The organism is Anabaena sp. EIM26 (assembly GCF_057568715.1).
This window is the reverse complement of record NZ_CM172472.1, coordinates 2,629,010-2,641,806: the sequence shown is the minus strand read 5'-3', so window position 1 is coordinate 2,641,806 and position 12,797 is coordinate 2,629,010. Positions and strand designations below refer to the sequence as shown.

The following is a 12,797-nucleotide window of genomic DNA, read 5'->3' as shown; positions in this document are numbered from 1 at the left end:
CTTACCCCAAAATCTCTGTCAACTTATCCAGCAAATCTTCCGCTAAATTCAACAACTCAATTTCATCAATCTTTTCATGACTAGAACTGCGATTACTTCCCGCAACCGCAACACCATCAACTAATAAATCCTTCGCAGCAAAAATCCTGTCATTCTCTGTTAATTGACTCAAACAATATTCTAAACCTTCAATAATTTCTAAAACAGATTTATTCTGTAACTTTTCCCGTACCTTCACCGCAACTGCATCATCACTTTCTAAAAAAGTTGTCATTTTTTCAATATAACTTGGTTCATCTTCATCATCTCCCCAAGTTTCTAACCAATCACTATCTATATTTTCAAAATATAAATCTGCTGCATCCAGCCCATATTTCATGATATCATCTTGTAATTGTTGGGCAGCTTTTACAGATTGTAAAAAATTCTCTAATCTTTGTTGACGTTCAGTTAGTTTTTGGTTAACCATAATTACTTACCTTCTCAGAACTATTACTATACAAAACCTCTAAATTAAACTGACTAAAAACTATAAATTTAATTTGTGATAAATACCGATATTCAAATTATCGCTATTATCTAGGGATTTATTAACTATCTGATTTATAAAATCGCTTTCACGAGGATTATAGCTTATAAATAATCCTCTTTCTATTCCCCAAAAAATTAGAGTATTTTCCCAATCATCAGATTTGGTTTGTGAAAACTCTTGAGATTGGCTAGTGAGTTGAATACAAAGGGGCTTATCTTGAGTGCTACTAACAATTATATCAGTGGCCATTGAAAAATCAGCAATAAATCTGGTTACAACTTTAGCGTCTCGTTTCTGAATGATATTAATTATAGAATCAATAAGTTTTCCATCATCCTGACTAAACTTACCCCCCATCATTTCACTTCTCCAACGGAAAAACTTGGTATCTTCTTTACTCAACCACTGGGGAAATAAATAACCATACCAATACTTTAGCGTGGGTGGCAGTGAATCTAAAGCTAACTGTCGTTCTTCCTTAGAAGGTAAGGATTTAAGTTTTAACCAAGCGTCAGCATCCTGAATAAACTGTTGTAAGAATAATAAAACAAAACGCTTAGAACGTAATGTACCAGGTTTAACTCCTTTAATCCAAAGATTAATCTGGTTTAACCTGATTACTAAAAATGGATCTATGGTTGATGCTTTCTCAGTAAGGAACTTGAGCGTTTCTTTAATATCTTGTGGCTGCAAAAATCTACACCTGATAAATTGAGTTTATTTTATACATTCTAGTATAATTTGCTTTTTATTAACATAATAAAAAGCAAATTAATATTTATTAACTTATAAAATCACAAATTTACTCCATCATTTTAATCTGCTGATTAGCGTTATTCTGCGCCTTTAACATCGCCTGATTTAATGGCTGTTCACCCAACAAGGCACTTAAAAATTGATTCTCAAAATTATTCACAATTGCGGCTGGATATTCCCCTACTTGCCAAGGTGTAGCGTAATTAACTCCCGCGACTAAAGCAGACCTTAAAGGATCTTGATCATAGCCCAATTTCTCCGCTACAGATTTCCTTGTTGGTAAAGCAAAACCTGTTCCTGTCCACTTTTGCATTCCTTCTTTGCCGGTGAGATAAGAAATTAATTCCCAAGCTGCTTTTTTATGTTTTGTTTGTTTATTCATTACATAGGCAACAGTAAAAACCATTGTGCCTTTTTTGTTATTAATTTTTGGAACTTCTGCTGTTGCAAAATTTATCTGCGGAAAAGTTTCTTGAAGATAAGGAATAGCCCAGTTACCTTCTATCACCATTGATACTTTACCTTGACCAAACATATCACTACCAGAACTAGCACCAACATCAGATGGAAGGGCTGAAGTTTGTTTTTCTCGATATTGGTCGATTACCAAATTTAAACCTTTTAAAGCTGCTTCACTAGCAAAATCTGCATAACCATTTTTATTAATTACTTTTCCACCAAAAGCTTTAATTTTATAAGCCTGACGTGCTAATTCGGGACTTTCTCCAAAACCGTATTTGTTGATTTTATCTGTTAACATTTGAGAATAAAATTGTAGTTCATCCCAATTAGTTGGGGGACTTTTTAAATCTGTGTTAGTGAATGCTTTTTTGTTATAAAATAAAGCTAGTGTAGAATAGTCTTTAGGAAAACCGTATATATGATTTTTGTATTTAAAGCTGTTAAGTAAATTTTTTTCAAAGTCTGCTAAATCAAATTCAGGTTTAATGTAACTATCTAGAGGTTCTAAAACATTTTTACTCATCAAAAAAGGAGCTTCTAACGCATCTAGATAAAATACATCAGGTGCGGCTTCTCCAATTAAGCGGGTTTTAATTACATCCATGTATTGGTCAGAAATTACCTCATATTTAACTTTGATAGTTGGATGTTTGGTTTCAAAGTCTTGTAATACTTGTTGGAGAAGTTTTTGTTCTACAGGGGAACCGCCCCAACCACTGAGTTTAATGGTGACTGATGATGTACTGGGTGGTTGTAAACGGTGACAACTAATAAAGATAGTTGCGATTAATAATCCCCAAAAATATAACCATTTGCGCTTGTTCAAAGACCGATAAAAGTTTTTATTTATTCTTTTATAGCTGCTGTAACTCAGGACTGATATTTAATTAATCTAAATTTTTGTTGAGAAATAATAGATAAAATAACAAATAATTGTCATTCACTTAATTTGTGCTATCTTGCGTCATCTGTAGATGATATTTTATGGACTCTGTTCAAGTTGAAACAGTTGCATCTTTAAATCTGGAAATTCCTCAGATTGATTCATTAACAACAGTCTTATCTTCTCAATCTAAATCTAGCTTTCGTTTTCCTAAAAATGCTATTCGTACCAGTTTACAAGCTTCTACTTTAGATGCTATTTTTGCCACAATTTTTTCTATTACTACTGGGGGAATTTTACTGAGTAACTTTTTGGTGGAGTTGGATGCTAGTCCAGTTATTTTTGGTATGCTTTCCTCAATTCCCATGCTGGCAAATCTGATTCAGCCGTTAGGTGCTTATATTTCAGAACGCACTTCTAGCCGTTTTCAGTATTCCGCGCTTGTTTATGGGCTTTCTCGGCTGTTGTGGCTGATTTTAGTAATAGGTATTGTTGGTAAGAGTTGGGGAGTTATAAATTCTCAACAGTTGGTGATATTAACTCTGTTAATCGTTTTTTTTAGTCATATTTGCGGTGGATTGGGAAGCGCATCGTGGATGAGTTGGTTAGCAATAATTGTTCCCCGACGGTTGCGTGGGAGGTATTTTGGAATCCGCAATAGTGCTACCAGTTTGACTAGTTTGTTGTGTGTACCTTTGGCTGGTTTGGTTATTTCCCATTGGTATGGGGGAACTCTCCAAGGTTATGGGGTGGTTTTGTTTGTGGGGATTTTGTTTGGGTTAGTTAGTTTGGGATGTCAGTATTTCAAAATTGATGTTAATCCCCAATTACAAAACACTTATATAGTTGATTCTCCAAACAGCAAAAATGATCTGGTATCAATTCCTGAAAAGCAATGGGACGATAAAATCTGGAAAAACTCTAATTTTTGGATATTTATACTGTATTTCAGTTTATGGATGCTGGCTTTTAATCTCTGCGCCCCTTTTGTTAATCTTTATTTGTTAGAAACTTTAAATGTAGATGTGGGTTGGGTGACGGTTTATAGTAGTCTGCAAGCGGGAGCAAATCTGCTGATGGTTGTGCTGTGGGGTAAGTTAGCAGATAAGGTGGGAAATCGCCCAATTTTGATATTTGTGGGGATTATTGTGGCTGTTACACCTTTGTTGTGGTTCGGAATTGGTAACAGTAATTTAGATGTTTGGTTGTGGCTACCACTATTACATCTTTTTGTCGGTGGTACTGGGGCGGCTGTGGATTTATGTAATAACAATATGCAAATTGGGATTACACCGCTGAGGAATCAATCTATCTATTTTGCGATCGCAGCTGCTATTGCTGGAGTAACTGGTGCATTAGGAACAACTATTGGCGGTTTTATCGCCCAATCTCCGCATTTTGGCGGTTTATTAGGTTTATTTGCCTTCTCTACTATATTCAGATTAGCAGCATTAACACCGCTGATTTTTGTCAAAGAACAGGGAAGAGGTGACAGGTGACAGGTGACAGATGGAAAAAGGCAATGGAAAAAGGCAAAAGAAACATAAATATTACTCCTCTGCCCCCCTGCCCCTCTGCCTCCTGCCCCCCTACTCTGCAACAGTAGAAGTCAAACTCATGGTTTCCCACAAAACCATATTGGGTGCGGTTGGGATAGGCTGGTGTAAAGCTATTAGTTGTGCCAAAGTGTTCTTTAATTGGGTACGGGGAACAATATCATCCACAAACCCATGCTTGAGTAAATCTTCAGCGGTTTGGAAATCTTCGGGTAGTTTCTCTCTCAAGGTTTGTTCAATTACTCGTCTGCCAGCAAAACCGATTGTGGCTTTTGGTTCAGCAATGATGATATCACCCAACATGGCAAAGCTGGCTGTAACGCCGCCTGTGGTTGGATTAGTTAAAATGGGAATGTATAATAAACGGGCATCTTGATGGCGTTGTAAGGCGGCGGATATTTTCGCCATTTGCATTAAGGAAAGCATCCCTTCTTGCATTCTCGCACCACCGGATGTGCAGATGATAACTACAGGATAGCGGCGTTGTGTGGCTTGTTCAATCATGCGGGTGAGTTTTTCACCAACAACGGAACCCATGCTACCACCCATAAACCGGAAGTCCATGACTCCCAAAGCGATGGGTAAACCGTTAATTTGACCTATACCGGTTTTGACTGCATCTATTAAACCAATTTTTTCTTGGGTTTCCCGCAAGCGATCGCTATAAAGTTTGCGATCGCGAAATTGTAAGGGATCTGTTGGTCGCAAATTCTCATCTAAAGGCTTCCAGGTATTTGCATCAATTAATTGACGGATACGTTCATCACTATCTACCCGATTATGATGACCACAGTCCACACAAACCATTTGATTGGCTTTCAGGTCTTTTGCATAACTTAAAACACCACATTTGGGGCATTTATGCCACAAACCATCAGCAATTTCCCTTTCTTGGCGTTCTAAGCTGGTAGATCCTGATTTACGCCGATTTGCGAACCAATCAAATAAAGACTTTAAACCGCGTGATTCTTCGTTGTTTGCCATTTTTATCTTATTTAAGTAGGTACTAGGTCACAAACAGGTCAATCAATTTAGAATTTTAGATTTGAGATTGACCTTACCCGCTTTTAAGGTGGGTGTAAAAAATTGTTTGACTACGTTATCAAAATTGCCCTTGTTAACAAGTCAAACCCTATGGGAGTATATTTTGCTTGTCAGTTTAATGACAATGATTTTGCCAATAATTAAGTCTATTACTGCCGTCTTAGTGGACTTTATTATATCAAGGTATTGGCAAAGCCTAAAGAATCAAAACCCCCAATTAGAATACTTTTTTATCCCCATTAATCAGGATTTTGCTAATTTATCAGCAGCCAGAATCTATGGCATTAGTGGTATTTGCCAACTGCATATTTGGGGAGAGTAATACCAGTCATAAGCTAATATTACCAAAATATAAAGAGCAAATGGGGTAATGAAGGTTACATTCATATTCTTTTCAAGATACAGGAACAAACAAACGCAGGTAGTGCGACAAAATAGTTTCACCGCTAAAAACAGCAATTACCGCTCCCATAGCTAAGAAAGGCCCAAAAGGCATCTTTTGTCCTATTTTATGACGTGAGAGCATAATTGCGCCTCCACCAACTAAAACTCCCAAGGTGCAAGCCATAAAACCAGCTATTAATAAATACTTCCAACCTAACCAAGCTCCCATCATGGCTGCTAATTTTGCATCACCTGCACCCATGACAGCTTTACCATAGGCTAGGGAACCAAGAATTGAGATACTATCAAACAACCATAAACCCATGACAGCACCGAATATACCAAGCATTAAGTAGTTTGCCACTCCTACCCAGCTATTTGTTGATAAATAACCAACACCCATTTGAAAGATTAAGCCCAATATCAACCCGGATTGAGTCAGTGGGTTAGGTAAGGTCATTGTATCCCAATCTACAAGGGATAGTGCCAACAACCAACTACAAAAAGCCCAATAACCGATGGTTAAAATTGAAAATTGAAAGACCCAAAATACGATTAAAAATATTATGCCTGTTATCCCCTCGACTAAGGGATAACGGCGAGAAATCTTGCTTTTACAATATCGGCATCGACCTTTTAACCACAACCAACCCAAAACCGGTACATTATCGTAAGATTTGAGCTTATTTAAGCAATGAGGGCAACGAGAAGGCGGCCAAAGTACTGATAATCCAGCAGGTAGACGATAAACTACAACATTGATAAAGCTACCGATTGATGCACCTAAAGCAAAGACAATGATACTCCCAGGGACGAAGATCAAAATGTCCATATAGTATTTTGTCCATTAGTTATTAGTTATTGGTCATTAGTTATTGGTCATTGGTCATTGGTTAATTTCTCCTCTGTTCCCTGTTCCCTAGTACATATACGATTCTATCTGATTCAATGGTATAAAACACTCTTGTGGTAATAGTACTGGATGTTGAGTAAAAATCACCTTACCCCGATGAGTTACTAGACTAATTGCTACTCCTGAAGGTTGCCCAACAATTTCGGGATGTACTTCACAGTAGGTATAGTAGATGTATCCAGCGGCTTTAATTACGGTGGGATCAACCAAAGGCATCTGGTTTTTTGGGGCGGGAAAATTCGCCTGTCCTTGTTGTGTAACGTACACTATGGGTGTTTATGTAATTTATAGATTTGCTTCTAGTTTATCCGAAACTTATAGCAAAGAATGTTAAAATCCCCAACGTTAAATGAGGAAATTATTCTGCTTCTAGGATTTGAATTAATGCATTGCCCATAGCGCGACAACCCAAAAGATTCATGCCTTCAGACATAATATCTCCTGTGCGATCGCCTTGTTGTAAAACTTGTAACACTCCATTTTCAATCAAATCCGCCGCTTCTGGTTGATTTAAGGCATAACGTAACATCATCGCTGCGCTCAAAATCTGTGCTAAAGGGTTAGCTTTATCAAGTCCAGCAATATCCGGGGCTGAACCGTGAACGGGTTCATAGACACCAGGGCCAGAAGCACCCAAACTCGCAGAAGGCAACATTCCAATGCTACCAGTGAGCATAGCCGCTGCATCAGAAAGAATATCACCAAATAAATTCCCTGTCACAATTGTGTCAAATTGTTTAGGAGCGCGTACTAATTGCATTGCTGCATTATCAACATATAAGTGTGATAATTCAATATCTGGATATTCGGCGGACAATTTAGTGATACATTCTCGCCACAGTTGAGATACCTCTAACACATTAGCTTTATCTACCGAACAGAGTTTTCCTCCCCGTTTCCGCGCTGTTTCAAAAGCTACTTTGCCAATTCTGTCAATTTCTGATTCGGTGTAAACCATTGTATTTACACCACGTTTTTCACCTGTTTCTGTAGCAAAAATGCCCTTGGGCTTGCCAAAATAAATCCCGCCTGTGAGTTCTCGCACCACCATAATATCTACGCCTTCCACTACTTCCCGTTTTAAGGTGGAAGCATCAATTAACTGGGGTAAAATTTTCGCAGGACGCAAATTTGCAAAAAGTTCTAAACCTGCACGTAGTCCTAATAAACCTGCTTCTGGGCGTAAATGAGAAGGTAGGGAATCCCATTTGTAACCACCAATAGCAGCAAGTAAGACGGCATCGCTATCGCGGCACATATCCAAGGTAGCAGCTGGTAGGGGTTCACCCGTTGCGTCAATTGCTGCACCACCAATTAAAGCTGTTTGAAAGTCAAATTTAATATCAAAGCGATTACCGACGACTTTCAGCACGTCTACCGCTACGGCCATAATTTCGGGGCCAATGCCATCGCCGGGAAGTAGTGTAATACGGTAGTTCTGAGTCATAGCTAAATTTGATGATGTAAAAATTGAGGTGGACTAAATATCATACCTAGAAATCGTACCAAGATAATTTTTCTTTTGCTGAATATTGCAATAATTAAGAAATATTGCCAATTTTAAACAAAGTTCTGTTAAAAAATTAAAAAAATATATCTATACACCTTTTTACTCTAATTAGCTGTATTTTGATTGTGTTAAATACATAAACAACAAAATAATTTATGGATTTCCAGCAGATTAGCAAAGTTGCGGTCGAACTGTTAACTACTTTTGGACTTAAAGTAGTCGGTGCAATTCTTCTCTGGGTAATTGGCCAAAAATTGATTGAGTTTGGCGTAAGGTTATTAAGACGTGCTTTTAGAAGCCAAAGCGTTGAACCAACCCTAATAAGCTATCTGTTAAATATCATTGCTATAACTTTAAGAATTGTTCTAGTTGTGGCAATTCTTGGCTTCTTTGGTGTTGAAACAACCTCCTTTGCGGCATTACTGGCTGCGGTTGGTATTGCCATTGGTGCGGCATGGGGAGGACTGTTGGCAAACTTTGCCGCAGGTGCATTTTTAATTATTTTCCAACCATTCAAAGTTGGTGATTTTATCACTGCTGGCGGTGTGACAGGTACCGTTGTAGAAATTGGATTGTTTACAACTACTTTAAATACACCAGATAATGTGATGACAATTGTGGCAAATAACAAAATATTTGCTGATAACATCCAGAATTATTCCACTAATCCTTACCGTCGTGTGGATTTATTAGCTCAACTAGCTCATGATGTTGATCATAATCAAGCGATCGCACTTTTGAAAACCAGAATCAGCCAAATTCCTAACGTGCTGAAAGATCCAGCACCAGATGTAGAAATTCTCACCTTTAACCTGGCTGGCCCGGTTCTAGCAGTACGTCCATATTGCAATAATGATCACTACTGGCAAGTGTATTTCGACACCAATAAAATTATCCGTGAAAGCTTTGGAGAAGCTGGTTATCCAGTTCCCGAACAGCGTTATACGGTCAATGGTTCATCTCCAAATGGAGGCAACGTTTTGATCTCCATGCCATCAGAAATAGGGTAAATATTCAGATAAAACTTTTTTCTCAGCTGAGTTTAAAGGGTTTGTACCAATTTTATGTGAGCCTATCCAGAATCATGAACTCAATTTAATTATCCGTCTTTATCTGTATTGATCTATGTTTCTCTGCGGTTAATTATTATTGATACATTATTCTATGCCACTTCATATCAATTTGGTATTAGAGAAAATGGAATTTAAAAAGTTTCAATATTTAAGAACAGGTAGGGTTTACACCTTACCTATTTTATTGGCTCTACGGTACTTGTTATGGTAAATTACCAAGTCGATAAGAGGGAACTCTTAACAGGGGAAAAGAGACAAGATTTTGCAATGATGTTAAAAATTCTGCATCATTTCTTATACAAATTAAGGTTTCTGGAATTTTTTGCCTGGATTTTGCATATTAGGTACTGAAGAACTATTTTATTTACCAATACTTCTATGAAAATCTCATGTAATTGAGAAAGTCAAAAACAATACCTGACATCCCGGAGAGTATTTAATATTAAAAAAATTGCTATGAGACAGACCCAAATATATTCAAATTTGGCATATATATTATTTGTTGCCTTAAATTTTAGTGAAAAATAAATAATAAATAAAGCATATTATATCCAATATGAAGAGTATGTAAAAAATGAATATTCAATCTAGATAATGGAAAAAGATAGATTATTATGTATTTAATAAATAAACTTGGTCTTGCTGGATATCAAGCTAAAATACACCAAAGTCACAAAATTAACTTCAGGAGCAATAAATTAAACTATTATTGCGTTAGTTAATTAAAGTTTTGCTTGAAGTTTTCAGAAAGATCAATCATAAGGCGAACTTTCAATACAATTTCAGGGAAGAGAGCAGTTCGCACAATATTAGAAGTAAGGAGTCAAGATTTATAATCCAGAATGTTTGTCAGAACCAGGATATCCATCTTAGATAATTTCATATCCCATCACTCCAATATCTGACAAGCAATGTTAATTCTGGATCATCTATTCTGAATCCTTACTATTAATCTACAAGTACATACACGGCAATTTATATTTTCTATACCAGGTAGCCATAGGATTTGTCATTCAAATTAGTAATTGACAAATTGGATGTAGCGTTCGTCTATCAGAAATGACTTTTGGGTATTTTTCGCGTTTTAAATTAGCAAGACCTAGTTTCCGAACAACCTGATTAAAATTCGGAGAAATTATGGCAATTATCTTTGGTGATGAAAATCCAAATAAGTTGGTTGGAACAGCTGATCATGACATTATTGATGGTCTAGGGGGAAATGACATTCTTAAAGGTAAAGATAGCAATGATACCCTTGAAGGTAGAGCGGGTAATGACAATCTACAAGGTAACAACGGCGACGATTCATTATACGGGCATAATGGCAACGACGTACTAGATGGTGGAGTTGGCAACGATTTCCTGATGGGTGGAGCAGGTAACGACACTTACATAGTTGATAGTACAGGAGATGTTGTCAGTGAGAACAATGGATACGGTCAAGACGCAGGTGGTACTGATATAGTCAAGTCTTCTGTAACTTGGACTTTGGGTGATTATGTTGAAAACCTTGTCCTCACAGCCACAGATAGCATTAATGGTACAGGTAACGCCCTCAACAATATCATCAAAGGTAACAGTGCCAATAATATTCTCTATGGTGAGGGTGGCAATGACATTATTGAGGGTAACGATGGCGATGATGTGCTTCAGGGTGGTGATGGCAACGACGTACTAGATGGTGGAGTTGGCAACGATACACTCTATGGCGGTGCAGGTAACGACACTTACATAGTTGATAGTACAGGAGACGTTGTTAGTGAGGATAACGGCTCTGGTGGGGACGCAGGTGGTACTGATATAGTCAAGTCTTCTGTAACTTGGACTTTGGGTGATTATGTTGAAAACCTTGTCCTCACAGCCACAGATAGCATTAATGGTACAGGTAACGCCCTCAACAATATCATCAAAGGCAATAGTGCCAATAATATTCTCTATGGTGAGGGTGGCAATGACATTATTGAGGGTAACGATGGCGATGATGTGCTTCAGGGTGGTAATGGCAACGATGTACTAAGGGGTGAAGTTGGCAACGATACACTCTTTGGTGGTGCAGGTAACGACACACTCATTGGTGGTGAAGGTGCTGATATCTTTGGCTTCAATAGTTTCACTGATAGCGTTGATAATATTAAGGACTTCAATGTAGCTGAAGACTTTCTTCAAATATATCCGCCTGGTTTTGGTGGAGGGTTAACTGTATCCCCACTTGATCCTAATCAATTTACCATTGGTTCTGGTGCGACGACCGGTGAGCAGCGATTTATCTATAACAATAGTACAGGCGCACTTTTCTTTGACCAAGATGGAAATGGTACTGCATTTGCTCAGACGCAATTCGCACAGTTATCTACAGGACTATCCCTCAGTGCAGCAAATTTCATTGTTTTAGTCTGATTGTGATCTCAAATTCTGTTGTCTAGATTTGACAGGACTCTAGCAGAGAAAGTATAAATTAATCCTGTGAGAATCCATCTCTTCAACAACATGAAGGGGTGGTTTTTCCCCATTAATCCAGATTCATGCACAGTATTTATCTGTGATAGCGCAGCGTGACGTAAGTCATGGACTGGGTTTAAGGGTGTAGAAGTTTTCCGGTATTCGACCTTAATTTTTTTATAATTTTACATCAAGAATAAAGCCTGTTTCCATTTCCGAAACCAAAGTAGATGCAGCTGTAGACACAGGTTAGCTTAACTGTTAAACACAAGCCGCATCTTAAGCGTGATGGTAAAAGATATAGCAATTAGTACCCGTGGATTAACTAAGCAATTTGAACGACACGTTGCAGTGAACGATGTTGACTTAGAAATTCAGATGGGCGAAGTTTACGGATTAATTGGCCCCAATGGTGCAGGTAAAACAACTTTAATTAGAATGTTAGCCGCAGCAGAAGAACCAACTACAGGAGAAATTTATATTAATGGCGATCGCTTACTTCGTGATCAAAGCAACTCCAAACTCAAGCGTCACCTGGGTTACTTACCCGATGACTACCCACTCTATGAAGATTTAACAGTCTGGGATTATCTAGATTATTTTGCTCGTTTATATCGCTTGCGGGAACCACGACGCACACAACGTCTACACGAAGTTTTAGAACTCATCCAACTGGGTAATAAGCGTAACAGCATGATTTCTACCCTCTCACGGGGGATGAAACAGCGTTTAAGTTTAGCCCGCACCATCATCCACGAACCAATTTTACTACTTCTAGACGAGCCGGTTTCTGGTCTTGATCCCATTGCGAGAATGCAGTTTCGGGAAATTATCAAAGCTTTGCGAGAAGCGGGAATGACAATATTAATTTCTTCCCATGTTCTTAGCGACTTAGCCGAATTGTGTACTTCCGTGGGCATCATGGAATTAGGCTTTTTGGTAGAAAGTGCTTCACTACAGCACCTTTATCAACGTTTAGCCCGACAGCAGATTTTATTCTCAACTTTGGGCAACATAGATGCATTGGTGAATGAACTTAAAAATTATCCCTTGGTGGAAGAGTGGGAAATACTACCTAGTAAAAATAGTGTGCGGGTGAATTTTTCGGGAACACAGGAAGATTGCGCTGAATTATTGCGATCGCTTATCAGTACAGGGATACCCTTAACTGACTTTCATTGCACCCAAGAAGACCTAGAAACTATTTTCTTAAAATTAGGTCATAAACAAGCATCCTAATTAGTT

At 37.9% G+C, this 12,797-nt stretch carries 12 protein-coding genes; 5 read left to right on the top strand and 7 right to left on the bottom strand.

Annotation, left to right across the window (positions count from 1 at the left end):
- Window position 1 precedes the first annotated feature (1 nt).
- The 3 genes from AC012T_RS11460 to AC012T_RS11450 all read right to left on the bottom strand — a co-directional run bounded on the left by AC012T_RS11460 (window position 2) and on the right by AC012T_RS11450 (window position 2,576).
- Complete coding sequence (locus AC012T_RS11460) at window positions 2–469, bottom strand: hypothetical protein (RefSeq protein WP_487065807.1); 468 nt, start codon at window positions 467–469, stop codon at window positions 2–4.
- A gap of 60 nt (window positions 470–529) precedes the next feature.
- On the bottom strand, window positions 530–1,225 hold the full coding sequence (locus AC012T_RS11455) for a hypothetical protein (RefSeq protein WP_487065805.1): 696 nt from the start codon (window positions 1,223–1,225) through the stop codon (window positions 530–532).
- Between the two features lie 109 nt (window positions 1,226–1,334).
- Window positions 1,335–2,576, bottom strand: coding sequence for an ABC transporter substrate-binding protein (locus tag AC012T_RS11450; RefSeq protein ID WP_487065803.1), 1,242 nt, complete (start codon window positions 2,574–2,576; stop codon window positions 1,335–1,337).
- Between the two features lie 158 nt (window positions 2,577–2,734).
- On the opposite strand from AC012T_RS11450, the gene AC012T_RS11445 reads away from it, so the two are divergent.
- Window positions 2,735–4,132, top strand: a complete 1,398-nt coding sequence (locus tag AC012T_RS11445; RefSeq protein WP_487065801.1) for an MFS transporter — start codon at window positions 2,735–2,737, stop codon at window positions 4,130–4,132.
- Window positions 4,133–4,222: 90 nt separating this feature from the next.
- Here the strand turns inward: AC012T_RS11445 and accD are convergent, their stop codons facing one another.
- Window positions 4,223–5,173: an acetyl-CoA carboxylase, carboxyltransferase subunit beta gene (gene accD, locus AC012T_RS11440; protein WP_487065799.1), complete on the bottom strand. Its 951-nt coding sequence runs from the start codon at window positions 5,171–5,173 to the stop codon at window positions 4,223–4,225.
- A 184-nt stretch (window positions 5,174–5,357) separates the two neighbouring features.
- Here accD and AC012T_RS11435 point away from each other — a divergent pair, with 184 nt between their 5' ends.
- Complete coding sequence (locus tag AC012T_RS11435; protein WP_487065797.1) at window positions 5,358–5,555, top strand: hypothetical protein; 198 nt, start codon at window positions 5,358–5,360, stop codon at window positions 5,553–5,555.
- A 72-nt stretch (window positions 5,556–5,627) separates the two neighbouring features.
- On the opposite strand, the gene AC012T_RS11430 is transcribed toward AC012T_RS11435, so the two are convergent.
- The 3 genes from AC012T_RS11430 to leuB all read right to left on the bottom strand — a co-directional run bounded on the left by AC012T_RS11430 (window position 5,628) and on the right by leuB (window position 7,977).
- Complete coding sequence (locus AC012T_RS11430) at window positions 5,628–6,449, bottom strand: prepilin peptidase (RefSeq protein ID WP_487065795.1); 822 nt, start codon at window positions 6,447–6,449, stop codon at window positions 5,628–5,630.
- Window positions 6,450–6,536: 87 nt separating this feature from the next.
- On the bottom strand, window positions 6,537–6,797 hold the full coding sequence (locus AC012T_RS11425) for a hypothetical protein (protein ID WP_487065793.1): 261 nt from the start codon (window positions 6,795–6,797) through the stop codon (window positions 6,537–6,539).
- Window positions 6,798–6,888: 91 nt separating this feature from the next.
- Window positions 6,889–7,977, bottom strand: a complete 1,089-nt coding sequence (leuB, locus tag AC012T_RS11420) for a 3-isopropylmalate dehydrogenase (RefSeq protein ID WP_487065791.1) — start codon at window positions 7,975–7,977, stop codon at window positions 6,889–6,891.
- 218 nt (window positions 7,978–8,195) lie between these two features.
- Here leuB and AC012T_RS11415 point away from each other — a divergent pair, with 218 nt between their 5' ends.
- The 3 genes from AC012T_RS11415 (at window position 8,196) to AC012T_RS11405 (ending at window position 12,791) form a co-directional block, all read left to right on the top strand.
- The gene (locus AC012T_RS11415) at window positions 8,196–9,050 is read left to right on the top strand and encodes a mechanosensitive ion channel family protein (protein WP_487065789.1); all 855 of its coding nucleotides are present in this window, start codon (window positions 8,196–8,198) and stop codon (window positions 9,048–9,050) included.
- A gap of 1,200 nt (window positions 9,051–10,250) precedes the next feature.
- Window positions 10,251–11,510 carry a calcium-binding protein gene (locus tag AC012T_RS11410; protein WP_487065787.1) on the top strand — a complete coding sequence of 420 codons (1,260 nt, stop codon included), beginning with the start codon at window positions 10,251–10,253 and terminating at the stop codon, window positions 11,508–11,510.
- A gap of 330 nt (window positions 11,511–11,840) precedes the next feature.
- Window positions 11,841–12,791 (top strand): ABC transporter ATP-binding protein, encoded by a 951-nt coding sequence (locus tag AC012T_RS11405; RefSeq protein WP_487065785.1) that lies wholly within the window; start codon window positions 11,841–11,843, stop codon window positions 12,789–12,791.
- Window positions 12,792–12,797: the final 6 nt, after the last annotated feature.